This window comes from Streptomyces sp. NPDC002181, assembly GCF_042890485.1.
In the GTDB taxonomy this organism is placed as follows: Bacteria; Actinomycetota; Actinomycetes; order Streptomycetales; family Streptomycetaceae; genus Streptomyces.
The window spans coordinates 46,062-70,454 of the sequence record NZ_JBIASC010000005.1 but is presented as its reverse complement, the minus strand read 5'-3'; the positions used below and the strand labels follow the sequence as shown (position 1 = coordinate 70,454).

Below are 24,393 nucleotides of genomic sequence, written 5' to 3'. Positions count from 1 at the left end.
GGCACGGAAAGGGACGGTCCGCCGGCACTCCTCCCTGGATGATCAACCAAGAGGCTGATGAGACACTTGCCCTTGCATTTACGATGGTGTTTCTCATATTCGCCTGGCGAATGTGGCCACCGTGGGCTGCCACCCACCCCAAGGAGTCCCGCCGTGCACGTCCTCGACCTGCTTCAGTCCGACAATCTCGGCCTCACCCTGCTCTGGGGCGAGGACGCCCTTCTCGGCCAGGAGGTCAGCGGGGTCACCGCCACCGACCTGGAGGACCCGCGCCGTTTCCTGGGCCCCGGCGAGCTCGTGCTCAGCGGCCTGGTGTGGTGGGCCGACGGCGACGTGGTGAAGGCGGAACGGTTCGTCTCCGCGCTCGCGGAGGCCGGGGCCACCGCCCTCCTCGCGGGCGAGGAGACCCACGGCCGGGTCCCCGACGAACTGGTGGCCGCCTGCCGCGCCCACCGCGTGCCGCTCGTGGCCGTACCCGCGCAGACCAGCTTCCGCGCGGTCACCGAGGCGGTCTACCTGCGCCAGTGGGGCGACCTGAGCCGCCGCCCGAACCGCCTCTTCGCACTCCCCGAGAACGTGCGCGCCGAGCTCAGCCGCCTCCTCGAAGGCGGCGCGGGCCCCGCCGAGTTGCTGGACCGGGCCTGCGCGCACCTGGGCAAGGTCGCCTGCTACCTGCTCACCGCGAGCGGCCGCACCGTCGCCCGCACCCCGTCGGCGCCCGCGATACCGGCGCGGCGGGCGGGCGGCGCCGCGCTGCGCGGGGGGCTCTCGCTGCGCATCGAGGCCGAGAGCACCCCGTACGACGCCTGGCTGCTGCACATGCCGGACGCGGACGCCGCACCGCCGCGCGTGCTCCACGAGATCGCCGAGGTCTTCGCCCAGTACCGCGACGGCCGGGCCCGGCGCGCCGACCAGGCCCGCGCCGCGGGCCGGGAGCTGGCCGCACTCCTCGAAGCGGAGGAGCAGGTCACGGAGGCGGGGGCGCTGGAGGAGGCGCTGGCCGCGGCCGGACTCCCGGCGGGCGGCCCGTACCGGGTGCTCGCGGCGACGGACGGCGACGCCCTGGCCGAGGCGCTGGCCCACCTGGACGGCGTCCGGTACGCCGTGGGGCGCTCGGTCGCGGTCCTGTACGAGGACCAGGACGCGGCGGTCGACGTTCCGGGCCTGCTCCGCCCGGTCTGGCCGCTGGTCCGGGCCTGCGGGGACCCGGAAGCCGATCTCCGTCTCGGCGCGGGTGCGCGGGCTCCGGGGGCCGAGGCACTACGCGCGTCGATGCGCCAGGCCCGCTTCGCCCTGACCGCGACGGACGAGACGACCCCGGTCCGCGGGGTGGAGCAACTGGACACCCTCTCGGCCCTGTTGGCGGGAGTCCCGGAGGAGGTCCGGTCGGTCTACGCGACGCGGACGCTCGGGGCGCTCGGGGACGGGATGCTGCGCGAGACGCTGGAGGTGTTCCTGGCCAACAACTGCTCCTGGACCCGCACGGCGGAGGCCCTGCACCTGCACGTGAACACGGTGCACTACCGGATCGAGCGGGTGGAGTCCCTGACGGGCCGGGACCTGTCGCGCCTGGACCACAAGCTGGACCTCTACGCGGCGCTGCGCTGCACGTAGCGCTTCGGCGGCCGCGGGCGGTCAGGGGACGTCGACGTACACCTCGGTGGACTTCACCCGCGCGATGACGCTCGCCCCGACCGCGATCCCGAGCTCCTCGACCGACTCCCGCGTCACCACGGACACCACCCGGTGCGGGCCCGACTGGATCTCCACCTGGGCCGCCACGTCGTCGAGCCGTACAGCGGTGACGATCCCGACGAAGGAGTTCCGGACGGAGGTGGCCGTTCCGGTGCCCGCCGGAGGCTGCGGCCGCGGATCGCCGGCCCGCGCCTTGGCGAAGGCGGCGAGCGTCGCCCCGTCGAAGGACCGGGCCCCGTCGGCCGTGCGGCGCACGGGCAGCCGCCCCCCGTCGGCCCAGCGGCGGACGGTTTCGGCGCTCACGCCCAGCAGCCCCGCGGCCTGCCCGATGGAGTACGACGACACGCCCGCACCCTACCCCCGCGGGTCCTGCCGCTCCCGACCGGCGGCCCGGCGTCCGCAGTTGCTCAGCGCGCGCCGGGCGCGCCCGCGGCCTTGGCCTTGGCCTGCGCGGCGGCGACGTAGCGGACGGTGAAGAGCATGGGGACGACGAACCCGGCGGCCTGGACGAGCGTGGCGGGCGTCGAGTGGCCGTGGCCGGCGTGGGCGAGGGCGGCGAGCGCGCCGGCCGTCAGGGCGAAGGCCGCGGTCCACACGCCGGTGATGACGGCGTTGGTCCGGATGAACGGCCGCAGGCCCCAGACCTCGCGGGGGGTGGTGCGCTTGGCGATGCCCAGGGTGAACGGCCTGCCCACGAGCAGCGAGACCCCGGCGATGAGGGCCAGGGTGGCCGAGGAGAGGGCCGCCGAGTAGTCGTGCACGCCCGAGCGGGGGTCGGCGAACGCGATGGCCGTCAGGGCCGCGAAGAAGACCGCGGAGCCGATCTCGATGATCAGTGCGTCGAAGCCGGCCCCGGTCAGCCGCTGCTGGACGGTCACCGCCACCGCCGCGACGAGACCGGCGAGCGCGGCCCACTGCCACTGGCCGGACGGAAGCACCGCGAAGACGATCCACGGAAGGAAGGTGCGTACGTACGACATCGGAGACCCCCGGCTGATGACTGACGTTCCTGTTCTGACATGTCGAAAGTAGAGGTTCCATAAGTGACATGTCAAGGATGGAATGTAAGGTGGGGGCCATGAGCCTTCGACATGCCCTTCTCGGACTCCTGTCAGAGCGCCCGGCCAGCGGATACGACCTGCTCAAGCGCTTCGAGACCTCGCTGGCCACCGTGTGGCCCGCCACTCAGAGCCAGATGTACACAGAGCTGTCCAAGCTCGCGGACGCCGGGATGATCAGCGTCTCGGCGGAGGGCCCGCGCGGGCGCAAGGAGTACACCCTCACCGACGACGGGCTCGCAGAACTGCGTCACTGGCTGACCGGGACCAAGCCGCAGCGCAACACCCGCAGCGACATCCTGCTGAGGGTCTTCTTCCTCGGCGTGCTCACGCCCGAACAGGCGCGGGACTACCTCACCGTCCTGACGGAGATGTCCGAGCAGGAGTACGAGGGCCTGCGGCAGCTGGAGGCGTCCATCGACTGGGGCGACGATCCGCTCTCGGTCCACGGCAGGATCGCCCTGGAGTACGGCCTGCGGTTCAACGCCATGCGCCGGGAGTGGGCCGAGTGGGCGGCCGGCCAGATCCGCTAGAGGGGCACACCGGGCACCTGGGCACCCCCCGTGCACCCCTCAGGCATCCCGGTTCCACGCGCGGAGCTTCTCCGGATTGCGGACGGCCCAGATGCGCGTGACGCGGTCGGCGGCGAGGCCGAACGCGGCCACGGTCACGGTGGTGCCGGCGTACCGGGCCACCAGCCCCGGCCGGCCGTTCACCGTCCGCTCCAGGAGCGTCAGCCCGGGGGCCTTGGCGGCCATGTGGATCAGGTACTGGGCGATGCGCTCGCCGCCCTCGACCGGGCGGAGCGCGGCGCCGGCCAGTCCGCCGCCGTCGGCGACCATCGTGGCGTCGGGGTCGAGGAGCCCGACGAGGGCTTTGATGTCCCTGGCCTCCCACGCTTCCTTGAAGTGCCGTACGAGGGCCGCCTGCCCGGCGGTGGTGGTCGCGGCCGCGGGGGCCCGTGCGGCGCGGACGCGGCGGCGGGCCGAGGTCGCCAGCTGCCGGCAGGCGGCCGGTGACCTGGCGATGATCACGGCGATCTCGGCGAAGGGGTACCGGAAGACGTCGTGCAGGACGAACGCCACGCGTTCGGCCGGGGTCATCGACTCCAGCACGACGAGGAAGGCCATGTTCACCGACTCGTGCAGGGCGACCCGGTCGGCGGGGTCGGACGGGGCGCCGGTCCACTCCGTACGGTCGGGCAGCGGCTCGGGGATCCATGCGCCGACGTAGCGCTCGCGCCGGGCCCGAGCGGAGCCGAGCAGGTCCAGACAGATGCGGCCGGCCACCGTCGTCAGCCAGGCGCCGGGGGACTCGACGGCCTCCCGCTGCCGAGGCGGCATCGCGTACCAGCGGGCGTAGGCCTCCTGTACGGCGTCCTCGGCCTCGGACAGGGAACCGAGCAGCCGGTAGGCGACGGCGAGCAGCCGGCGCCGCTCGCCGAAGACCGGGTCCGGGGCCGGGCCCGGGTCGGGGTCCGGGTCGGGGTCCGGGTCGGGGTCCAGATCCGTCTCGGAGGTGCTCACGGCAGCGACCGCTCCCTGTTTCTCTCGCTCGCCTCACATTTCGCGGGCCCGCGTCGTCGGAATGCCGAGACAGTACCGAGCCGCCGCCGCGAGGCGGGAGAGGGGACGACACCATGGCCACCCAGACGACCACGGACCGGACGACCGCGGACGGGACGAGGACGGACCGGACGAGGACGGACCGGCGCACCCGCACGTTCCTGCGGGTCTCGATCGCCCTGCAGACCCTGGCCCTCTTCTTCCAGGCGAGCACCGCCGGACTGCTGCTGTCCACGTCCTACGGCGAGACGCTGCACGGCGTCGGAGCGCGTGTGATGTACGGCGCCTCGATGCTGTACGTGCTGGCCGCGGTCCTCGCCTGGCGCCCGGGCGGCGGAAGCCCCCGCCCCGTCCTGTACGCGTCCGGCTTCCTGGCCCTCGCCTCGGCGCAGGTGGTCCTGGGCATCGCGCACATGCCGTCGCTCCATGTGCCCCTGGGCGTCCTGATGTTCGGCCTGAGCGTGCTCGCCCTCTTCCGGACACCGTCCGCCGCCCGCCGCACGCCGGGGCGATAGGCGGCTGTCGGCCGGACGTACGGGGGACGTCCGGCCGGCTCAGCCGGGGAAGCCGAGGTCCCTGAGGTACGTCAGGCGGGCGTTCACGGCCGCGGAGAAGTGCCTCCAGTCGAGGCTGTCGACCAGCTCGACGGGCTTGGGGTTCTCGTGGGACGACGTGACGTAGCAAGCCGCGTCGTAGAGCTGCTCGGCGATGAGCCGCTCGCAGAAGATGCCGAACCGGTCCTGGTACGACGTGTCGAGCCAGGAACTGTCCGGCGGCAGCGCGCCCTTGGCGGTTGCGACGGGGCTACGGGACCCCTCCCCGTCCTCCATGATGAAGAAGTAGCCCAGCCAGGGCTTCTCCCTGGGGTACAGGTCCGCCAGCACTGCCCGGCGAAGGTCCACGGCGCTGCCGAGGGCTTCCTCGACCCGGTTGTTGTAGTTGTTGCTGTACGACGGTCCGCTGAGCCCCTTCATCTCGAAGGCCGCGACCAGGACGTCGTCGTGGACGACCACCAGGTCCCACTGCTTCTGCGGGCGGTAGTAGCCGGGGAGCGCCAAGCCCTGCTTCCTCGTGACCCGGATGCTCTCGGGCGGGTAGCCGGCATCGAGGAAGAACTTCGACAACAGGACCGTGATGGCATCGAAGTGCTTGCCACCCCGGACCGATCCCGCGGTGCCGGCCCCGACGGCATCCTTGATCGCGGATTTCTCCTTCTGCAACGCCTTGGTTCCCCAGTACTGCGCGATGGCGTCCTCGAAGTCCTGGCGGGTGACCGTCAAGATCCGTTCCCTCCCTAGTCGGGCAGCTCGGTGAGCCCGTAGACACGCAGTGCGGCCTCCGTGGCGGCCTTCACGTCACGCCGGTCGAAGGCCTCCGCGAGGGCGGTCCTGTCGCGCTCGCCGATCGCTTCCGGGTCGGGCACGCGGATCTTGCGAAGGTACTGCGCCTGGAAGCGGAGCGTTCCGCCTCGCATCCTGACCGCGTAGGCCTCGACGAAGGCGCCCGCGATCCTCGAGAGCAGCAGGCCACCGAGTACGCGCATGTCCCAGACGTCCGAGACGATGAAGTACAGGTTGTGGTGAGGGTACAACCCGCCTTCGTCGAGGACCGGATGGATCGTCAGCTTCATGTCCGGGAACAGCAGCTTGGGGCGCTCGGTCAGGCGACCGTCGACCTTGTCGATGGTCTTGTACCAGCGTTGGGGCTGCTTGACCGCCACGTAGCGCCTGCGGAGAGCAGCGGAATGCTCCTCGAAGTACGCGGCGAGCCGCGGGTAGGCGGTCAGGTCGACCAAGTCGCCCTCTGCGGTCCACGGGTTGACCAGGTAGGTGCCGTTCCAGTCGAGGGTGCCGCTGGTGGTGTCGCGGACCATGGCCATCCGCAGCAGCCGTTCGTCCTCGACGAGGTTCCCGTCGTCCGTGAGGAAGACCTTGTCGGCGCCGGTGGCGATGCCGATGCCCACGCGCGTCCCGGTCCGGGCGTCCTCCAGGAGATGGAAGCGTTCCGTGAGGTCTTCCAGGACGGCCAGCCTCGCCGGCGAGGCGGCCGGCCACGAGTCCTCACCCGGGAACCAGTGCGGCATGCGAGCCGCCTGGAACGCCGCGGCGGTGACCGTCTGCGACGTGCCCTCCGCGTACCACGTCAGGAAATCGCGGGCCTGGGAGCTGCCGAACGCCCGCGTCGTGTCCGCGGCCACGGCCGAGCCCTGGTCGCGGTTGGAGATGATCGTGATGGCAGGGTAGGCGGCGACCTGGTCCTCGAACGCGTCGACGTCGTGCATCACGAGGGCCAGATCCATGCTGAACCGCTTGGTCACCAGTTGCCGCAGGCGCCGGCCGTACTGGTTCCGCATCCAGCGGTCCGCACAGATGAAGCCGAGCTTGCCCGCGGGATCGAGGCTGCGCAGGGCGACCTCGTAGAAGCCGATGTAGATGTCAGCCCGGCCGCCCATGGTGGGGCAGGCGTTCCGGTACGCGGTCATCCGGTCGTCGGGGACGTCCTCCAGGCGGATGTACGGGGGGTTGCCCACCACGTAGTCGGCGCGATGATCGGAATCCCGCTGGAGCAGGTAGTCCCCCTGCTCGATCCAGGCCCGTGAGACCCGGCGCGCGGCCTCGGGGTCCCATCCCCCGCTCACGAGTTCCTGCGCGACCGCTGCCCGGCTCCGCCGCACGTTCCGGTCCAGCAGGTCGAAGGCCCGGACGGAGCCGAGCGCGTCCTCGATCGGGCGGTTGTGCTTGCGGCACGAGGCGCTGATCCGCGCGGCGATGGCGGACAGGAAGGCTCCCGTGCCGCAGGCCGGCTCCACGAGCTTCGCGGCGCACAGGTCGTTGTCGGCCGTGTACCCGATGAGGTCGAGGACCAGCTCGACCACCCAGCGGCGGGTGAACACCTCACCGTGCTCCACGGCCTCGGCGGGGAGGGCGGGGAGGTCGTGCGCGGTGGGATCGGCGAACAGGGGAGTGGCCACGCCTCGACCCTACTCGGCGCGGCCTGGGCCACCGGTTCGCCACCGGTTCGCCCGTGGACGACCGGTGGGGCCGTCGAACCGCCCTCCGCCGTGCGCCTCGGGACCGCGGAACGACGAAGGACCCGGCCGCAGAGCGGTCGGGTCCTTCGTCTGCCCTGACGGGCGAGTGCGGAGGATACGAGATTCGAACTCGTGAGGGGTTGCCCCCAACACGCTTTCCAAGCGTGCGCCCTAGGCCACTAGGCGAATCCTCCGCCGCAAACAATACAAGACGTTGAGGGGTGCTCGCGAACGTGATCGTCCGCGGGGGATCCGGGCGGCGACCTGGTCGGGTCCCGGCGGGGTCCGAGCCGGGGGCAGGGTCGATTCCGGGGGCTTTCATCCGCTAGGGTGGGGCCAGCCCCTCACGTGGCGCTATCTCACCCAACTCCCCCAGGGCCGGAAGGCAGCAAGGGTAAGTGGGCTCTGGCGGGTGCGTGGGGGGCGCTTTGCGTTCCGGGGCGGCCTGCGGGGCCTCCGGCAGCAGCCCGTGCGGCCTTCGGCAACTGCCTGTGCCGCCTGCCTTCGGCAACGGTGCGGCCTCCGGCAACGGGCCTGTGCCGCCGTCGGCGGGACGTCTTTGTCGGCGGGCCCGGATAACCTCGTAGACGTGTCGTCCCTTGCGCTGTACCGCCGCTACCGCCCCGAGTCGTTCGCCGAGGTCATCGGGCAGGAGCATGTCACTGTCCCCCTGATGCAGGCCCTGCGGAACAACCGGGTCAATCACGCGTACCTGTTCAGCGGTCCGCGAGGCTGTGGCAAGACCACCAGTGCGCGCATCCTGGCGCGGTGCCTGAACTGTGAGCAGGGTCCCACTCCCGAGCCCTGCGGCGAGTGCCAGTCCTGCAAGGACCTGGCGCGCAACGGGCCGGGCTCGATCGACGTCATCGAGATCGACGCCGCCTCGCACGGTGGTGTGGACGATGCCCGTGACCTGCGCGAGAAGGCCTTCTTCGGGCCCGCCTCCAGCCGGTACAAGATCTACATCATCGACGAGGCGCACATGGTCACCTCGGCGGGCTTCAACGCCCTGCTGAAGGTGGTCGAGGAGCCGCCGGAGCACCTCAAGTTCATCTTCGCGACCACGGAACCGGAGAAGGTCATCGGGACCATCCGGTCCCGTACGCACCACTACCCGTTCCGGCTCGTGCCGCCGGGGACGCTGCGGGACTACCTCGGCGAGGTCTGCGGGCGCGAGGGGGCCAAGGTCGAGGACGGGGTGCTGCCGCTCGTCGTGCGGGCCGGCGCCGGATCCGTGCGCGACTCGATGTCCGTCATGGACCAGCTTCTCGCCGGTGCCGCCGAGGAGGGTGTGACGTATGCCATGGCCACCTCCCTGCTCGGGTACACCGACGGCTCGCTGCTCGACTCCGTCGTCGACGCCTTCGCCGCCGGGGACGGGGCGGCCGCCTTCGAGGTCGTCGACCGGGTGGTCGAGGGCGGCAACGACCCGCGCCGGTTCGTCGCCGACCTGCTGGAGCGGCTGCGGGACCTGGTGATCCTGGCCGCCGTGCCCGACGCCGGGGAGAAGGGGCTCATCGACGCCCCCGCCGATGTCGTGGAGCGGATGCAGGCCCAGGCGTCGGTGTTCGGCGCCGCCGAGCTGAGCCGCGCCGCCGACCTGGTCAACACCGGGCTCACCGAGATGCGGGGGGCGACCTCGCCCCGGCTCCAGCTGGAGCTGATCTGCGCCCGGGTGCTGCTGCCCGCCGCCTTCGACGACGAGCGGTCCTTCCAGGCCCGGCTCGACCGGCTGGAGCGGGGTGGGTTCGCCGCCGGTGCCGCCGCCGGCATGACGGCCGCCCCGGCCGGCGCCCCCGCCATGGGGTACGTGCCCGGGCCCGAAGCCCACGGCATGGCCCCGGCCGGGCCCGGCGGGGCCGTCGCCGCCGCCCGGGCCGCCGCTGCCGCCGTACGGGCGCCCGAGCCGGCTCCCGCAGCTGCGCACGCGCCCGCTCCGGTCCAGGCGCCCGCTCCGGCTCCCGCCCCCGAGCCCGCCCCCGCCCCCACCGCCGCGCAGGCTCCCGCCGCCGCGCCCGGAGCCTGGCCCGGGGCCGCGCAGACCGGTGGCGGAGCCGCCCCCGGCGCCTGGCCCGGAGCCGCCGCGGCCGCCCCCGCCCCCGCCCCCGCCCCGGCGGCAGGGGCCTGGCCGAGCGCCGCCGCGCCCGGGTCGGGTCAGCCCGCCGCGGCCACCCCCGCACCGGCTCCGGCCGCCCCGGCGCCCGCAGCCGCGGCCGCTCCCGCCGCCGCGCCCTCGCCCGGCATGGCCGCCGGCGCCGGGCAGGTCCAGGCGATGTGGCCCGGCATCCTCGAAGCCGTCAAGAACCGCCGTCGCTTCACCTGGATCCTGCTCAGTCAGAACGCCCAGGTCACCGGCTTCGACGGGACCACCCTCCAGCTGGGCTTCCCCAACCCCGGAGCCCGCGACAACTTCGCGAGCAGCGGCAGCGAGGACGTGCTCAAGGCGGTCCTCGCCGAGCAGTTCCAGGTCAACTGGAAGATCGACGCCGTGGTGGGCGCGGGCGGCGGCCTGCCCGCAGCCGCCCCGTCCGCGTATGCGGCCCCGCCCGCCTACAACCCCGCTCCCGCCGCCCCGGCCCCCGACCGGCAGCCCGGTCCCGCCGCGCCGCAGCAGCCGTACCAGCCGCCGCAGCCTCCGGCCCAGCCGGGCGGCTCCGCGCAGCAGCCCCCCGTACAGCAGGCGCCCCCGCCGGTCGCTCCCGAGGACGACGTACCGGAAGAGGACGATCCGGACCTGGTCGACAGCGCCCTGACCGGACACGACCTCATCGTGCGGGAGCTCGGAGCCACCGTCATAGAGGAATACACAAACGAGTAGGGCCGTCTCATTGGGTGGCCGCACGAAGGGCATCGCGCCACGCGGGCTAGGCTGCATGGCGTGAAGGTCCTCGTCATCGGCGGCGGCGCCCGCGAACACGCCCTGTGCCGCTCTCTGTCCCTCGACCCCGACGTCAACGCGCTGTACTGCGCTCCCGGCAACGCCGGCATCGCCGAGGTGGCGGAGCTGCGCCCGGTCGACGCCCTCGACGGCGCGGCCGTGGCCCGCCTCGCCACCGAACTCGGTGCCGACCTGGTCGTCGTCGGCCCGGAGGCGCCCCTGGTCGCCGGCGTCTCCGACGCCGTCCGCGCCGCCGGCATCCCCGTCTTCGGCCCGTCCGCGGAAGCGGCGCAGCTGGAGGGCTCCAAGGCGTTCGCCAAGGACGTGATGGCCGCGGCCGACGTCCCGACCGCCCGCAGCTACGTGTGCACCACCCCCGAAGAGGTGGACACGGCCCTCGACGCCTTCGGCGCCCCGTACGTCGTCAAGGACGACGGCCTGGCCGCCGGCAAGGGCGTCGTGGTCACCGGGGACCGGGACGCCGCCCGCGCGCACGCGCTCGGCTGCGACCGCGTGGTCATCGAGGAGTACCTCGACGGCCCCGAGGTCTCCCTCTTCGCCATCACCGACGGCGTCACCGTGCTGCCGCTCCAGCCCGCGCAGGACTTCAAGCGCGCGCTCGACGGCGACGAGGGCCCCAACACCGGCGGCATGGGCGCGTACTCGCCCCTGCCCTGGGCCGACCCGAAGCTGGTCGAGGAGGTCATGGAGAGCGTCCTCCAGCCGACCGTGGACGAGCTGCGCCACCGCGGCACCCCGTTCTCCGGGCTGCTGTACGCCGGGCTCGCGATCACCTCGCGCGGCGTGCGCGTCATCGAGTTCAACGCCCGCTTCGGGGACCCCGAGACCCAGGTGGTCCTGGCCCGGCTGCGCACCCCGCTCGCGGGCGTGCTGCTGAACGCCGCCAACGGCACCCTGGACACCCAGCCGTCGCTGCGCTGGAGCGCGGACGCGGCCGTCACCGTCGTCATCGCCTCCCACAACTACCCGGAGACCCCGCGCACCGGGGACCCGATCGAGGGCCTGGCCGAGGTGGCCGCCGAGGACGGGCCCGACGCGTACGTCCTGCACGCCGGGACCCGCAGCGAGGACGGGGCCGTCGTCAGCGCGGGCGGTCGCGTGCTCTCCGTGACGGCGACCGGTTCCGATCTGGCACAGGCGCGCGAGAAGGCGTATAAGGCCGTCGCGCGGATCCGGCTGGACGGCTCCCAGCACCGTACGGACATCGCCGCCAAGGCGGCCGAAGGCCGCTGAGCAGCGGGGATTCCGTCCTGCGGGCCCGGTGCGCACCCAGGTGCGACCGGGCCCGCGCGCGTGTCCGCGTACGAGTGCATCCGGCCGCGTTCGAACGCAGCCACCTTTGCCCAAAGCCATTCCATCGGGTGATGGTCACCCGGTCCGGCTGACTGCCGGTCGCTCCCCAACTAGGGTGCGATGCCAAGCATTCCGGCACTTGGCCCACCGGCATTGCGATGTCAGTGGCGGGTGTCACAGTGGGGGAATGAGCGAAACCGCCGCAGGGCAGAGGGGGTGAGGTCCGGCCGTGTCCGGAACCGGTTCGATCGTGGAAGGGGGCGCGCCGTCCGCGCGCTCCCGGGCCCTGGCCGTGCTGCGTGTGCGCAGCCGGGCGCTGGCCCTCGGGGTGCTGCCCGCCGCCCTCGCGGTGGTGCTGGTGAGCGCCCGGATGACGGGCCGGCTGGCCGGTGATCCCTGGCCGGTGGTGACGCTCGTCGTGTGCGTCGTCGCCGTGCTGGTGCTGCTCGTCGGCGGGGTGTTCGCCGCGGTGGTGCTGCGGGCGAGCCCGGCCGTGACGCCGACGGTGCCGCTGCCGGAGTCGGCCGCGCCCGACCTGTACCGGATGGTGCGGGACCTGGCCGACCGGATGGACGTGCCGGCGCCCTCGGCGATAGCCCTGACGCCGGACTGCGACAGCTGGCTGGAGGACCGCACGCACGCGGCCCACCGGCGCAGCGGCATATCGGGCGGGCGCGAGACGGAGCCGGGCGCGGCCCCCGTGCTGGTGATCGGCTCGCCGTTCCTGTGGTGGATGCGGGTCGCCGAACTGCGGGCGGTCCTGGCGCCGGTCGTCGCCGGTACGGGCCCCTCCGCGCATCCGGACATAGCCGACGCCCGGAACTTCGTGCGCGGGCTCGACGCCGCGGTGGACGTGGGCAGCCGCCCCGGCCTCGGCTGGATCGGGCACCCGGCCCGGCTGCTGCTGAGGCTGTGCCAGGTGGACGCCGCCGAGATGGAGCGCGGGGTCGCGGCCGCCGCCTCGGACCGCGCACAGGGCGTGGACTACGGGCTGCGCATCGTCGCCCAGGAGCAGGTCGGCCTCGCCTACGCGGGCTGGGACCGGCTGCTGACCAGGGTGGCCCTGCCCGCGTGGCGGATGGGCCGCTGGCCGGCGCACCTCGACGCCGGGGTGGTCTCCGCGCTGACCGAGCTGTCCCGGCGGGACCGGCTGGCCGAGGGCTTCACCTCCCGGCTCGGCGAGCGGCCCGCGTGCGATCTGCTGGAGCGGCCCGGGGTGATCGACGAAGCGGCTTCGCTGCTCGCCGCCCGGCTCTTCCACGGCGGTCCGGCCGAGGCCGGACCGGACTGGTCCCCGGTGGACTGGGCCGCGTACCCGGAGGAGGTCGTCGACCGCAAATGGCGTGCGGAGGCGACCCGGCTGCACGAGGCGCTGGACGCCCTCGCCGTGCCGCCCGGCCCGGGGCCGACGCTGGACCGGGTGCTGGGCTATCTCACGGACGCCGCCGGAGAGGGCGCGGCCGGGGAGGCGCTGGCCGGCCGGCTCAGCGGCGACCTGGCCCGGGAAGAGCGTTGCGCGGGCGCGGGAGGGAGCGGCGCGGGCGCCCCGGTGGCACGCGGGGCGGACACGGTGCCGCTGTTCCCGCTCCAGCCGCCCCGCAGCGGGCGGGACCTGCTCGCCGATCACGTGACGGCGATGGTGTGCGCCGCGGCCGTCGACTCGGCCGATGCCGCGCCGGGGCTGGACTGGCTCGACGGCCCGGTCCTCCTGGTCGACGGAGCACGGCGCGCGGACCTCGCCCCCCGGGTGCTGAGCCTGGTGGAGGACGGGGACCCGGAACCCCTGCGCGACTGGCTCGCCGAGCTCGGCGTACGCCCGGAGAAGCCGGTCCGGCTGGTCTGACCGTACGGCCGCGGAGGTCCGGTCCGGCCCGTACGGCCGCGGAGGTACGGCCCCGCCCTCGCGGCCCCGTCCGTCCGCCCGGCCGGGCACGTCCGCCCGGCCGGGCACGGCCGGCCGGGCGGGCACGGCCGGCCGGGCGGACGCGGCACTCCGTGAACTCCGGATGTGGCGAACGGTGACGGAAAGAGTGCGTTATGTGATGTGCTGGGACCGGTAGCGGTTCGTTGTCCGGAAACCGTGCCGTGTCGGCACGTTCAGAGTCCGTTCGGGGGAGCGAGGGAGGGGAGCGATCATGGGTGGTGCGGACCAGATCCGGCGTTGGGAATCGGGTGCGCTCGCGCACGCGGTGACCGATCCCTTCGGCCAGGGCCCGCTGCCGTGGTTCCGCGGCAGCGAGCTGTACTTCGACGACACCGGGCACGTCGTGCCCTGGTACGTGGACCCGGCGCTCGCCGACCCCGCGCTCGCCCCCGGCCGGATCCCCCGCGCCCGCGGCAACGGCGGCCCGCGCACCGCCGATGACGTGCACCGGCAGATCAAGGGCTTCGCCTCCACCGGAGCCGTCGCACCCGGCGAGGCCATCGACTTCCACATCACCGTGGATCCGCCCCAGCAGTTCTCCGTCGACGTCTACCGCATCGGCCACTACGGCGGCGACGGCGCCTCCAAGATCACCACCAGCCCCCGGCTCTCGGGCATCGTCCAGCCGGCCCCGCTCACCGCCGACCGCACCGTCTCCTGCCACCACTGGTGGCTCTCCTGGCGGCTCCAGGTCCCCTCCTACTGGAGCGTCGGCGCGTACGTCGCCGTCCTCACCACCGCCGACGGGTACCGGTCGCACATCCCCTTCACCGTCCGCGACGACCACCCCGCCGATCTCCTCCTCCTGCTGCCCGACATCACGTGGCAGGCCTACAACCTCTATCCCGAGGACGGGCGGACCGGCGCGAGCCTCTACCACGCCTGGGACGAGGAGGGCCGGCTGCTCGGCGAGCAGGACGCGGCCATCACGGTCTCCTTCGACCGGCCCTACGCCGGCGCCGGCCTGCCCCTGCACGTGGGCCACGCCTACGACTTCATCCGCTGGGCCGAGCGCTACGGCTACGACATCGCCTACGCCGACACCCGCGATCTGCACGCCGGCCGCGTCGACCCCACCCGCTACCGCGGCCTGGTCTTCCCCGGCCACGACGAGTACTGGTCGGCGCCCATGCGCCGCACCGTCGAGCGCGCCCGCGACCACGGCACCTCGCTCGTCTTCCTCTCCGCCAACACCATGTACTGGCAGGTCGAGCTGGGCCCCTCCCCCTCCGGGGTCGACGACCGGCTCCTCACCTGCCGAAAACGCCGCGGCCCCGGCCGCCCCAGCCTCTGGCGCGAGGTCGACCGCCCGGAGCAGCAACTGCTCGGCATCCAGTACGCGGGGCGGGTCCCCGAGCCCGCGCCCCTGATCGTGCGCAATGCCACGCACTGGCTCTGGGACTCCACCGGCGCCGCCGAGAACGACGAACTCCCCGGCCTGGTCGCCGGCGAGGCCGACCGGTACTTCCCGCGCACCCAGCTCCCCGAGCACCAGGACCGGATCCTGCTCGCGCACTCCCCGTACCGCGACGGCGAGGGCGCCAAGCGCCACCAGGAGACCTCCTTGTACCGGTCCCCGAGCGGAGCCCTGGTCTTCGCCTCGGGCACCTTCGCCTGGTCCCCGGCCCTGGACCGCCCCGGCCACGTCGACGAACGGGTCCAGCGGGCCACCGCCAACCTCCTCGACCGGATCTGCAAGCGGGACTGAGCCGGGGACCGATCCGGTGACCGTGCCGGGCCGGGGCGCGCCCGTGCCGGGCCGGCACCCCCGGAACCGGGCACGGGCCCCCGTGCGGGAGAATGGGGTCGCGCTCGTACAGAACCACAGGGAGACCCCGTGTCCGGATTCGTCGAAAAGCCCGAGCCGGTTCAGGTGCCCGGCCTCGTCCACCTCCACACCGGCAAGGTGCGCGACCTCTACCGCGACGGCGACGGCAACCTCGTCATGGTCGCCAGCGACCGCATGTCCGCGTACGACTGGGTGCTCCCCACCGAGATCCCGGACAAGGGCCGCGTCCTGACCCAGCTCTCCCTCTGGTGGTTCGACCAGCTGCGGGACCTCGTCCCGAACCACGTGATCGGCACGGACCTGCCCGCCGGAGCCCCCGCCGACTGGGCGGGCCGCACGCTGATCTGCAAGAGCCTCGACATGGTCCCGGTCGAGTGCGTGGCCCGCGGCTACCTCACCGGCTCCGGCCTCGCCGAGTACGAGAAGACCCGTACGGTCTGCGGACTCGCCCTCCCCGAGGGGCTCGTGGACGGCTCCGAGCTGCCCGCCCCGATCTTCACCCCGGCCGCCAAGGCCGCCGTCGGCGAGCACGACGAGAACGTCTCGTACGAGGAGGTCGCGCGCACCACCGGCGCCGAGACGGCGGCGCTGCTGCGCCAGACCACCCTGGCCGTGTACGGCCGGGCCCGGGACATCGCCCGCGAGCGCGGGATCATCCTGGCGGACACCAAGTTCGAGTTCGGCTTCGACAAGGACGGCACGCTCGTCGCCGGCGACGAGGTGCTGACCCCGGACTCCTCCCGCTTCTGGCCGGCCGACCAGTGGGAGCCGGGTCGCGCCCAGCCCTCCTACGACAAGCAGTTCGTCCGCGACTGGCTCACCTCGCCCGCCTCCGGCTGGGACCGCACGGGCGAACTCCCGCCGCCGGCCCTCCCGCGGGAGGTCGCCGAGCAGACCAGCGCCAAGTACATCGAGGCGTACGAGCGCCTCACCGGCCTCGGCTGGGCCTGACGCCGGATGTCCCAGGCCCGGCCCGGGCCTGGGACGCGGCCCGGGATCCCGGCCCCGGGCCGAGACACGAAGAAGCCCCCGGTCACAGGACCGGGGGCTTCTTCGATGGAGCGGACAACGCGACTCGAACGCGCGACATCCACCTTGGCAAGGTGGTGCTCTACCAACTGAGCTATGTCCGCAGGTGCGCCGTAGCGCGAGGACTACTATACCCAACCTCGCTCGCGTGCGAGACGCACTGCCGTGTGACGGTTCTCGGCGCCCAGCTTCGTCGCCGCCGAAGAGAGGTAGTTCCTCACCGTCCCCGGCGAGAGCGAGGCCCGCTCGGCGATCTCCGCGATCGGCGCCCCGTCCCCCGCGAGTTCCAGCACCTCGGCCTCGCGCGCGGTCAGCGGGGAGTCACCCGCGCTGATCGCGTCGGCAGCCAACTCAGGGTCCACGTAACGCCCTCCGGCATGCACGGTGCGGATCAGCTCGGCGAGCCGCTGCGCCGACACCGTCTTCGGGGCGAAGGCCCGCACCCCCGCGGCCAGGGCCCGCTTCAGGTGCCCGGGACGCCCGTGGCTCGTCACGATCATCGTCCGGCAGCCGGGCAGTTCGGCCCGCAGCGCTGTGGCCACGCTCACACCGTCCGCCCCGGGCATCTGCAGGTCCAGCACCGCCACGTCCGGCCGGTGGGCGCGCGCCATCGCGAGGGCCTCCGGTCCCGAGGCCGCCTCCGCGACGACCAGCAGGTCGTCCTCCAGGGCCAGGAGCGCGGCGAGGGCACCGCGGATCAGGTGCTCGTCGTCGGCCAGCAGTACGCGTACGGGGCTCATGCCCGTGCCTCCAGTCCTCGCGGTCTTCCGCCCGGGATCCGGGCCAGCAGCCGGAACCGGCCGTCGCCGACCGGGCCGGCCTCCAAGGTGCCGTCCAGGGCCGCGAGCCGTTCCCGCAGGCCCGCGAGGCCGGAGCCCGGCGGTCCGGCCGGCGCCTCGGGAGCCCCGTCGTTCTCCACCACCAGCGTCAGCGCGCCCGAATCGGGTGCGGTGAGCCTGATCACACAGCTGCGGGCGTCCCCGTGCCGCAGGACGTTGGTGGTCGCCTCCCGGACCACCCAGCCGAGCGCCGACTGCACTTCGGGCCGCAGCGCCCGGCCGGCCTGCACCTCGACGCGGCAGTCCATCCCGGCCGCGCTGAGCACCCCGCGGGCGCCCTCCAGTTCCACGGTCAGATCCGCCGCGCGGTAGCCGCGCACGACGTCCCGCACCTCGCGCTGGGACTCGCGGGCGATCCGCTGGACCTCGATCATCTGGTCCACGGCCTCCGGGCGTTCGCGCCGGGCCAGCTGGACGGCCAGCTCGCTCTTGAGCGCGATCACCGCGAGGTTGCGGCCCATCACGTCGTGCAGGTCCCGCCCGAAGCGCAGCCGCTCCTCGGCCACGGCGAGCTGGGCCTGGAGCTCCTTGGCCCGGTCGAGTTCGTACACCGTCTTCAGCAGCCAGGCGGAGAATCCGCACGCCAGGACGAGCAGGCAGCAGGTGAGGAGGATGCCGACCCCGTAGCCGGCCGCCTCCCCGGCGGGACGGCCCGCGGCCAGGGCCGCGGCCGCCGACCCGGCCCCCGCGGCCGGGGCCACGCAGAGCATGTGCCGCACCCGGGTCAGGACCAGTGTCAGGGAACCCGAGGCGAACGCGACCGTGTTGACCGCGAGGGACGGGGTGACGCCCGCGTGGGAGATGGCGCCGAACGAGCGCAGGACCAGTACGGCGACCGACAGGGCGGCGGTCAGCGCGACCAGGGCCGTCGCGAGCCGTACGGGGCGCTCACGCCGGCCGAGCACCCAGTCCAGCGCCCTGGAGGACACCACTCCGCACAGCGCGATCTGTGCGCACAGGGGCAGGAGCAGGGCGCCGGTGACGAGGCCGGGGCCCTGGGGGGCGAGGCCCAGGAGCACCGCGCAGGATTCGAGGAGCACGAAGAAGTGGAACGACCAGCGGGTGTAGAGCTCGACCTTCGCCGCACTGCTGCGGTTCTTCCACCACCCCGTCAGTTTCGACATGCCCCGGCCCCCCGATGGTTCGACACATACGACAAAGGCCCTGATCAATGATCAGGGCCTTTGCACGCTGAGCGGACGACGCGACTCGAACGCGCGACATCCACCTTGGCAAGGTGGTGCTCTACCAACTGAGCTACGTCCGCATGCTTGCTCGGGCATGAATGCCGTCGCGATGCGTGCATCACTCTACCCGATCCACCGGAGTGGTCGGTAAAGCTTTGCAGAGCGGGTGACAGGGATCGCACACTGCGCCTTCCCCCTGGAAGGGGGATGTTCTGCTACTGAACTACACCCGCACGACCTTCGGGGTTTTGGCCTGCGGCCTCGCCCCTCGGCGTGATCCACACACTAGCGGACCGGAGGGGGTGGATGGCAAATCGGTCCCCGGCAGGCTCCGTTAGCGGACCCGGTGAGGCCCCCCGGAGAGCCCTCGGAGAGCTCCCGGGGAGCGTTCGGCGGCCCCCGGAGGGCCCCCGGGCCCCGTCGCGCGGCCCCCCGCGCCCCTCAGTGGGCCTCGCTGTACGCCGCGTACACGCGCTTCGGGATGCGGCCGCGCGGCGGCACGTCGAGGTCGTTGGACCGGGCCCAGGCGCGGACGACCGCCGGGTCCGGGGCCAGCGAGGTGTGCTTGTACGTCTTCCCGGAACGGGCTTGCCGGCGTCCGGCGGCCACGAAGGGCGCGAGGCTCTTCCGCAGTTTCTTTGCGTTGGCCAGATTGAGGTCGATCTCGTACGACTTACCGTCCAGGCCGAACGTGACCGTTTCCGCCGCTTCCCCGCCGTCGATGTCGTCGGAGATCGTGACTACTACGCGCTGCGCCACGGATATCGGTCCCTTCGTGCGACGCCGCCCACCCGTTGGACGTGCGGTGATGTCGCCTGTGTGGATGTTTCGGAGCAATGCATGATTCCGCCCCGGATCGTGCGGTGAAAAATGCCGCTCTTCCGGTGGAATCCTTTGTACCGCGATTCCCATTGCATTGCGAAGCCCAGTTAATTGTCTCCGCGTGTCCCGCCGCAATGCCGGGTGCGTGGTTTTCCGGTGGATTTTGCGAAGCGTTGGTGAAGCCGAAACGGGGCGCCGGTTGTGCCCGGAGGATATCTACCCGCGTAGAAATTTCGGCCGGGTACGCTGAGGGAACCGCCTTCGCACCAACCACCTCATCGGGAGTGCCAGTGGCACGCGTCGTAGTCGACGTCATGCTCAAGCCGGAGATCCTCGACCCCCAGGGCCAGGCGGTGCAGCGTGCACTACCGCGCCTGGGTTTCGAGGGCATCGCCGACGTCCGCCAGGGGAAGCGCTTCGAGCTGGAAGTGGAGGGACCGGTCGACCAGGCCGCCCTCGACCGCATCCACAAGATGGCCGAAACGTTCCTCGCCAACACCGTCATCGAAGACTTCACCGTGAAGGTCGAGGCCTGACGGTGACCACTCGCATCGGAGTCGTCACGTTCCCCGGAACGCTCGACGACCGTGACTCGCTGCGCGCCGTCCGCCTCGCCGGGGCCGAGCCCGTTTCGCTGTGGCACCGCGACAAGGACCTGCACCAGGTCGACGCGGTCGTCCTCGCGGGCGGCTTCTCCTACGGGGACTACCTGCGCGCCGGAGCCATCTCCCGGTTCTCGCCGGTGATGGAGACCATCATCGAGCAGGCCAAGGCCGGGATGCCCGTCCTCGGCATCTGCAACGGCTTCCAGGTCCTCACCGAGGCCCACCTGCTGCCGGGGGCGATGCTCCGGAACAACCACCTGCACTTCATCTGCCGCGACCAGAAGCTGCGGGTGGAGAACGCGGAGACCGCGTGGACCGGCGACTACGCCGCCGGCCAGGAGATCTCCGTACCGCTCAAGAACATGGACGGCCGGTACGTCGCCGACGAGCGCGTCCTCGACGAGCTCGAAGCCGAGGGCCGCGTGGCCTTCCGGTACGTCGACGTGAACCCGAACGGGTCGCTGCGCGACATCGCCGGCATCACCAACGCCGCGGGCAACGTGGTCGGCCTCATGCCGCACCCCGAGCACGCGGTCGAGCCGCTGATCGGGACGGGCCGCACCGACGGCCTCCCGTTCTTCACCTCGGTCCTGAAGAAGCTGGTCTCCGCATGAGCCTCGACACCGTCAAGAACGCCACCGAGACCCCGGACGCCTCCCAGCCCTGGAAGGAACTCGGCCTCAAGGAGGACGAGTACGCCCGGATCCGGGAGATCCTCGGCCGCCGCCCCACCGGCGCCGAGCTCGCCATGTACTCGGTCATGTGGTCCGAGCACTGCTCGTACAAGAGCAGCAAGGTCCACCTGAAGCAGTTCGGCGAGAAGGTGCCCGAGAACGACGCCATGCTCGTCGGCATCGGCGAGAACGCCGGCGTCGTCGACGTCGGCCAGGGGTACGCGGTCACCTTCAAGGTCGAGTCGCACAACCACCCCTCGTACATCGAGCCCTACCAGGGCGCGGCCACCGGCGTCGGCGGCATCGTCCGCGACATCCTCGCCATGGGTGCCCGCCCGGTCGCGGTCGTCGACCCGCTGCGCTTCGGCGCGGCCGACCACCCCGACACCAAGCGCGTCCTGCCGGGAGTGGTCGCGGGCATCGGCGGCTACGGCAACTGCCTGGGCCTGCCGAACATCGGCGGCGAGGTCGTCTTCGACGCCTGCTACCAGGGCAACCCGCTGGTCAACGCCGGCTGCATCGGCGTGATGAAGCACGAGGACATCCACCTCGCCAAGGCCTCCGGCCCCGGCAACAAGGTCATCCTCTACGGCGCCCGCACGGGCGGCGACGGCATCGGCGGCGTGTCCGTGCTGGCCTCGGAGACGTTCGACGACTCCAAGCCCACCAAGCGCCCCGCCGTCCAGGTCGGCGACCCCTTCCAGGAGAAGCTCCTCATCGAGTGCACCCTGGAGATCTTCAAGGAGAAGCTGGTCGCGGGCATCCAGGACCTCGGCGGCGCCGGGCTCTCCTGCGCCACCTCCGAGCTGGCCTCCGCCGGCTCCGGCGGCATGCGCGTCGAGCTCGACACCGTCCCGCTGCGCGACGCGACGCTCTCGCCCGAGGAAATCCTCATGAGCGAGTCGCAGGAGCGCATGTGCGCGATCGTCGAGCCGCAGTACGTGGACCGCTTCATGGAGATCTGCGAGAAGTGGGACGTCATCGCCACCGTCATCGGTGAGGTGACCGACGGCGAGCGCCTGGAGATCTTCTGGCACGGCGAGCAGATCGTGGACGTGCCGCCGGGCACCGTCGCCCACGAGGGCCCGGTCTACCACCGCCCGTACGCGCGCCCCGAGTGGCAGGACGCCCTCCAGGCCGACGACGCGGGCAAGCTGCCCCGTCCGCAGACCTCCGAGGAGCTCCGCGCGCAGGTCCTGGCGCTGGTCTCGTCCCCGAACCAGGCCTCGAAGTCCTGGGTCACGGACCAGTACGACCGCTTCGTCCAGGGCAACACGGTGCTCTCGCAGCCCGAGGACGCGGGCATGGTCCGCATCGACGAGGAGTCCAACCTCGGCGTGGCCATGGCCACCGACGGCAACGGCCGCTTCGCGAAGCTCGACCCGTACACGGGCGCGCAGCTCGCGCTGGCGGAGGCGTACCGCAACGTCGCCGCGACCGGCGCCAAGCCGCTCGCCATCTCCGACTGCCTCAACTTCGGATCCCCCGAGGACCCGGGCGTCATGTGGCAGTTCGCCGAGGCCACCCGCGGTCTCGCGGACGGCTGCCTGGAGCTGGGCACCCCGGTGACCGGCGGCAACGTCTCGCTGTACAACCAGACCGGCGACATCGCGATCCACCCGACCCCGGTCGTGGCGGTCCTCGGTGTGATCGACGACGTCAACCGGCGCACGCCGATGGCGTTCGCCGAGGCCGGCCAGCTGCTGTACCTGCTGGGCGACACGGCCGAGGAGTTCGGCGGCTCGGCCTGGTCCCAGGTCGTCCACGACCACCTCGGCGGCATGCCGCCCAAGGTGGACCTGGGCCGCGAGAAGCTGCTCGGCGAGATCCTGATCTCGGCGTCCCGCGACGGCATGGTCGACGCGGCGCACGACCTGTCCGACGGCGGCGTGATCCAGGCGCTCACCGAGTCCTGCCTGCGCGGCGGCAACGGTGCGCGGATCGTGGTCCCCGAGGGCCTGGACGCGTTCACCTTCCTGTTCTCCGAGTCCGCGGGCCGGGCCATCGTGGCCGTCCCGCGCAGCGAGGAGCTCCGCTTCACCGACATGTGCGGTGCGCGGGGCCTGCCCGCCACGCGCATCGGCGTGGTGGACGGCGAGGAGATCGAGATCCAGGGCGAGTTCACGATCCCGCTGGCCGAACTCCGCGAGGCCCACGAGGCCACGATCCCGGCCCTGCTGGCCTGATCCCGCATGCTGTGCGCACGGCCCCGTCCACGGGTGTGGGCGGGGCCGCGGCGTCGTCCCCGCCGGCCGGTACGGTGCGAACCGCCGCCGCGCGGCGGGCACGCACCGGTGTCACCGTCCCCGGATAGGGTCGCCGCATGCCACCCGCCAAGAAGAAGGCACGTACCTACGATGCCGCGAAGATCCGTGCTGCCGTCATCGCGCAGTTCGGGCACGTAGCCGCTGCCGTGGGGGAGTTGGGCGACGAGCGGCTCGCGCGGCCCAGCGGGGTCGGCGAGTGGAGCGTCGCCGAACTCGCCGCGCACATCGCGTGGATCGCGGATTCGCTGGCCGCCGGACTGGCCCGGCCCCCGGCCGCGGTGCCGGAACTGACGGCCGTCGAATGGCCCTTCGCCACGGCCTCCCTCGCCGGGAAGATCGCCGAGGCGGCCAAGGAGACCCTGGGGGGCGCCCCGCTGTCCGAGCTGTACGAGCGCGCCGGCACCCGCATGGGCGAGGCGCTGGCCGAGAACCCGGGCAGCAGGGTGCTGGACCTGTGGGTCGGGGACATGACCCTGGCGGACTTCCTGGTCACCCGGACCGTGGAGCTCGTGGTGCACACGGACGACCTCAACCGGGCGGCGGGCCTGGACGTCCCCGTAGAGCGCCAGGCCCTGGCGGCCTGCACCCGGCTGCTCGCCGACGCCCTCGCGCTGAAAGCCCCGGGAGGCTCGGTGGAGGTACGGATCCCGCCGTTCGCGGTGGTCCAGTGCATCGAGGGCCCCCGGCACACCCGCGGCACCCCGCCGAACGTGGTGGAGACGGATCCGCTGACCTGGATCCGGCTGGCCACCGGCCGTACGGACTGGGCCTCGGCCGTGGAGGACGCGCAGGTCAGGGCCAGTGGCGAGCGGGCCGACCTGTCCGCGCTGCTCCCCGTCATGAGCTGAGGGGAACCGCCCGCGGGCCGGATCCGTCCCAGGGGCATGCGTACGCCACGGCACCTCCCCGCCGCCCTCGTCGCCCTCCTGACCCTGGCCGCCGCCACCGCCTGCGCCGACGGCGGTCCGCGCGGCACCCTCCCCGCCCACGGCTCGGCCGGGACCTGGTTCGTCCAGAGCCTGACCACGGGCGGGAAGACCGTCACGGCGCCGGCCGTGGCCCAGGTCCACCTCCCGCCGTCCGGATCCGACCAGGCCACCGGCAACTACGGCTGCAACGGGTTCACCGCGAAGGTCACGTACGAGGGTGCGAGCGCCATCACCGTGAAACCGGGCTCCACCACCGCCATGGCCTGCGAGAACACGGAGTTCGAGACGGCCTTCGCCAAGCTGTTCACCGGCCGGCTGACGGCCGACCGGCAGGCGAACGCGCTCACCCTGAAGACCGCCGACGGGAGCACCATCGCGATGAGCGCGGAACCCCCCGCCCCTGACGCCCCGCTGACCGCCACCGCGTGGACCGTGACCTCCCTGGTCGGCGGCCAGAGCGCCGAGTCCTTGCCGGCCGGGGCGGCCGGCAAGGCCGTTTTCACGATCGCCCCCGACGGCTCCGCGAGCGGCAGCCTCGGCTGCAACCGCTTCAGCGCCAAGGCCTCCGTCGAGGGCCCCAAGGTCTCCTTCGGTCCGCTGACCAGCACGCGGATGGCCTGCGAAGGACCGGTCGGCGAGCTCGAACGGAAGCTGACGGGGCTCTTCGCAGCGTCCCCCCTCACCTGGGGCATCAAGGGCGGGAACCTCACCCTCACCGCGCCGGACGGCACGGGCCTGACCGCGACGGCCGGCTCGGCCGCGGAATGACCCGCGGCGCAGCCGGTTC

The 24,393-nt window shown here is 72.7% G+C and carries 21 protein-coding genes, 4 tRNA genes and 1 other RNA gene; 14 read left to right on the top strand and 12 right to left on the bottom strand.

Going from position 1 to position 24,393, the window contains the following annotated elements:
* The first annotated feature begins 153 nt into the window (after positions 1–153).
* Positions 154–1,614 (top strand): PucR family transcriptional regulator, encoded by a 1,461-nt coding sequence (locus ACFYXV_RS15305; RefSeq protein ID WP_385476196.1) that lies wholly within the window; start codon positions 154–156, stop codon positions 1,612–1,614.
* 21 nt (positions 1,615–1,635) lie between these two features.
* Here ACFYXV_RS15305 and ACFYXV_RS15300 read toward each other — a convergent pair whose 3' ends face one another.
* Positions 1,636–2,040, bottom strand: coding sequence for a molybdopterin-binding protein (locus ACFYXV_RS15300; protein WP_383495002.1), 405 nt, complete (start codon positions 2,038–2,040; stop codon positions 1,636–1,638).
* A 62-nt stretch (positions 2,041–2,102) separates the two neighbouring features.
* Positions 2,103–2,675 (bottom strand): hypothetical protein, encoded by a 573-nt coding sequence (locus ACFYXV_RS15295; RefSeq protein ID WP_389383100.1) that lies wholly within the window; start codon positions 2,673–2,675, stop codon positions 2,103–2,105.
* A gap of 98 nt (positions 2,676–2,773) precedes the next feature.
* On the opposite strand from ACFYXV_RS15295, the gene ACFYXV_RS15290 reads away from it, so the two are divergent.
* Positions 2,774–3,286 (top strand): PadR family transcriptional regulator, encoded by a 513-nt coding sequence (locus tag ACFYXV_RS15290; RefSeq protein WP_385476192.1) that lies wholly within the window; start codon positions 2,774–2,776, stop codon positions 3,284–3,286.
* 39 nt (positions 3,287–3,325) lie between these two features.
* Here the strand turns inward: ACFYXV_RS15290 and sigJ are convergent, their stop codons facing one another.
* Positions 3,326–4,258 carry an RNA polymerase sigma factor SigJ gene (sigJ, locus tag ACFYXV_RS15285; protein WP_389383317.1) on the bottom strand — a complete coding sequence of 311 codons (933 nt, stop codon included), beginning with the start codon at positions 4,256–4,258 and terminating at the stop codon, positions 3,326–3,328.
* Between the two features lie 134 nt (positions 4,259–4,392).
* On the opposite strand from sigJ, the gene ACFYXV_RS15280 reads away from it, so the two are divergent.
* Positions 4,393–4,833 (top strand): hypothetical protein, encoded by a 441-nt coding sequence (locus ACFYXV_RS15280; protein WP_385476188.1) that lies wholly within the window; start codon positions 4,393–4,395, stop codon positions 4,831–4,833.
* A gap of 39 nt (positions 4,834–4,872) precedes the next feature.
* Here the strand turns inward: ACFYXV_RS15280 and ACFYXV_RS15275 are convergent, their stop codons facing one another.
* The 3 genes from ACFYXV_RS15275 to ACFYXV_RS15265 form a co-directional block, all read right to left on the bottom strand.
* Positions 4,873–5,598 carry a PaeR7I family type II restriction endonuclease gene (locus ACFYXV_RS15275; RefSeq protein ID WP_385476186.1) on the bottom strand — a complete coding sequence of 242 codons (726 nt, stop codon included), beginning with the start codon at positions 5,596–5,598 and terminating at the stop codon, positions 4,873–4,875.
* A 14-nt stretch (positions 5,599–5,612) separates the two neighbouring features.
* Positions 5,613–7,289, bottom strand: coding sequence for an Eco57I restriction-modification methylase domain-containing protein (locus tag ACFYXV_RS15270; RefSeq protein ID WP_385476184.1), 1,677 nt, complete (start codon positions 7,287–7,289; stop codon positions 5,613–5,615).
* A 169-nt stretch (positions 7,290–7,458) separates the two neighbouring features.
* Positions 7,459–7,543: transfer RNA gene (locus ACFYXV_RS15265), tRNA-Ser, on the bottom strand.
* Between the two features lie 141 nt (positions 7,544–7,684).
* On the opposite strand from ACFYXV_RS15265, the gene ffs reads away from it, so the two are divergent.
* The 6 genes from ffs (at position 7,685) to ACFYXV_RS15235 (ending at position 16,205) form a co-directional block, all read left to right on the top strand.
* An RNA gene (gene ffs / locus ACFYXV_RS15260) (signal recognition particle sRNA small type) lies at positions 7,685–7,783 on the top strand.
* Positions 7,784–7,938: 155 nt separating this feature from the next.
* Positions 7,939–10,167 (top strand): DNA polymerase III subunit gamma and tau, encoded by a 2,229-nt coding sequence (locus ACFYXV_RS15255; RefSeq protein ID WP_389383099.1) that lies wholly within the window; start codon positions 7,939–7,941, stop codon positions 10,165–10,167.
* Positions 10,168–10,227: 60 nt separating this feature from the next.
* Positions 10,228–11,481 carry a phosphoribosylamine--glycine ligase gene (gene purD / locus ACFYXV_RS15250; protein WP_383336681.1) on the top strand — a complete coding sequence of 418 codons (1,254 nt, stop codon included), beginning with the start codon at positions 10,228–10,230 and terminating at the stop codon, positions 11,479–11,481.
* 289 nt (positions 11,482–11,770) lie between these two features.
* Positions 11,771–13,384, top strand: a complete 1,614-nt coding sequence (locus ACFYXV_RS15245; RefSeq protein ID WP_385471113.1) for a hypothetical protein — start codon at positions 11,771–11,773, stop codon at positions 13,382–13,384.
* 292 nt (positions 13,385–13,676) lie between these two features.
* Positions 13,677–15,173 (top strand): N,N-dimethylformamidase beta subunit family domain-containing protein, encoded by a 1,497-nt coding sequence (locus ACFYXV_RS15240; protein WP_389383098.1) that lies wholly within the window; start codon positions 13,677–13,679, stop codon positions 15,171–15,173.
* A gap of 129 nt (positions 15,174–15,302) precedes the next feature.
* Positions 15,303–16,205: a phosphoribosylaminoimidazolesuccinocarboxamide synthase gene (locus ACFYXV_RS15235; RefSeq protein WP_385471109.1), complete on the top strand. Its 903-nt coding sequence runs from the start codon at positions 15,303–15,305 to the stop codon at positions 16,203–16,205.
* 106 nt (positions 16,206–16,311) lie between these two features.
* Here the strand turns inward: ACFYXV_RS15235 and ACFYXV_RS15230 are convergent.
* The 6 genes from ACFYXV_RS15230 to ACFYXV_RS15205 all read right to left on the bottom strand — a co-directional run bounded on the left by ACFYXV_RS15230 (position 16,312) and on the right by ACFYXV_RS15205 (position 19,068).
* Positions 16,312–16,387 (bottom strand) — tRNA-Gly (locus ACFYXV_RS15230).
* A 24-nt stretch (positions 16,388–16,411) separates the two neighbouring features.
* Entirely contained in the window at positions 16,412–17,023 is a 612-nt protein-coding gene (locus ACFYXV_RS15225; RefSeq protein WP_053693839.1) for a response regulator transcription factor, read from the bottom strand.
* Complete coding sequence (locus ACFYXV_RS15220; RefSeq protein WP_385471107.1) at positions 17,020–18,246, bottom strand: sensor histidine kinase; 1,227 nt, start codon at positions 18,244–18,246, stop codon at positions 17,020–17,022. Before ACFYXV_RS15220 ends, ACFYXV_RS15225 begins: the two co-directional genes overlap by 4 nt.
* A gap of 70 nt (positions 18,247–18,316) precedes the next feature.
* Positions 18,317–18,389 (bottom strand) — tRNA-Gly (locus tag ACFYXV_RS15215).
* Between the two features lie 81 nt (positions 18,390–18,470).
* A tRNA-Gly gene (locus ACFYXV_RS15210) sits at positions 18,471–18,542 on the bottom strand.
* 208 nt (positions 18,543–18,750) lie between these two features.
* The gene (locus tag ACFYXV_RS15205; protein ID WP_383336669.1) at positions 18,751–19,068 is read right to left on the bottom strand and encodes an Lsr2 family protein; all 318 of its coding nucleotides are present in this window, start codon (positions 19,066–19,068) and stop codon (positions 18,751–18,753) included.
* A gap of 347 nt (positions 19,069–19,415) precedes the next feature.
* Between ACFYXV_RS15205 and purS the strand changes: the two genes are divergently transcribed.
* From purS to ACFYXV_RS15180, 5 genes are all read left to right on the top strand, one after another.
* Positions 19,416–19,667 carry a phosphoribosylformylglycinamidine synthase subunit PurS gene (gene purS, locus ACFYXV_RS15200; RefSeq protein WP_008740952.1) on the top strand — a complete coding sequence of 84 codons (252 nt, stop codon included), beginning with the start codon at positions 19,416–19,418 and terminating at the stop codon, positions 19,665–19,667.
* A gap of 2 nt (positions 19,668–19,669) precedes the next feature.
* Positions 19,670–20,350 (top strand): phosphoribosylformylglycinamidine synthase subunit PurQ, encoded by a 681-nt coding sequence (gene purQ / locus ACFYXV_RS15195; protein ID WP_048476878.1) that lies wholly within the window; start codon positions 19,670–19,672, stop codon positions 20,348–20,350.
* Positions 20,347–22,596, top strand: a complete 2,250-nt coding sequence (gene purL / locus ACFYXV_RS15190; protein ID WP_385471104.1) for a phosphoribosylformylglycinamidine synthase subunit PurL — start codon at positions 20,347–20,349, stop codon at positions 22,594–22,596. The genes purQ and purL overlap by 4 nt, the downstream gene beginning before the upstream one ends.
* Before the next feature lie 137 nt (positions 22,597–22,733).
* The gene (locus tag ACFYXV_RS15185) at positions 22,734–23,525 is read left to right on the top strand and encodes a sterol carrier family protein (protein WP_389383097.1); all 792 of its coding nucleotides are present in this window, start codon (positions 22,734–22,736) and stop codon (positions 23,523–23,525) included.
* Positions 23,526–23,561: 36 nt separating this feature from the next.
* Positions 23,562–24,374: an META domain-containing protein gene (locus ACFYXV_RS15180; protein WP_385471100.1), complete on the top strand. Its 813-nt coding sequence runs from the start codon at positions 23,562–23,564 to the stop codon at positions 24,372–24,374.
* Positions 24,375–24,393: the final 19 nt, after the last annotated feature.

Bases quoted from the DNA above. Each gene is read 5' to 3' on its own strand.
- ACFYXV_RS15240 (WP_389383098.1), top strand. From the start codon at position 13,677: ATGGGTGGTGCGGACCAGATCCGGCGTTGGGAATCGGGTGCGCTCGCG.
- purL (WP_385471104.1), top strand. From the start codon at position 20,347: ATGAGCCTCGACACCGTCAAGAACGCCACCGAGACCCCGGACGCCTCC.
- ACFYXV_RS15185 (WP_389383097.1), top strand. From the start codon at position 22,734: ATGCCACCCGCCAAGAAGAAGGCACGTACCTACGATGCCGCGAAGATC.
- ACFYXV_RS15180 (WP_385471100.1), top strand. From the start codon at position 23,562: ATGCGTACGCCACGGCACCTCCCCGCCGCCCTCGTCGCCCTCCTGACC.
- ACFYXV_RS15225 (WP_053693839.1), bottom strand. From the start codon at position 17,023: ATGAGCCCCGTACGCGTACTGCTGGCCGACGACGAGCACCTGATCCGC.
- ACFYXV_RS15290 (WP_385476192.1), top strand. From the start codon at position 2,774: ATGAGCCTTCGACATGCCCTTCTCGGACTCCTGTCAGAGCGCCCGGCC.
- ACFYXV_RS15220 (WP_385471107.1), bottom strand. From the start codon at position 18,246: ATGTCGAAACTGACGGGGTGGTGGAAGAACCGCAGCAGTGCGGCGAAG.
- ACFYXV_RS15280 (WP_385476188.1), top strand. From the start codon at position 4,393: ATGGCCACCCAGACGACCACGGACCGGACGACCGCGGACGGGACGAGG.
- ACFYXV_RS15295 (WP_389383100.1), bottom strand. From the start codon at position 2,675: ATGTCGTACGTACGCACCTTCCTTCCGTGGATCGTCTTCGCGGTGCTT.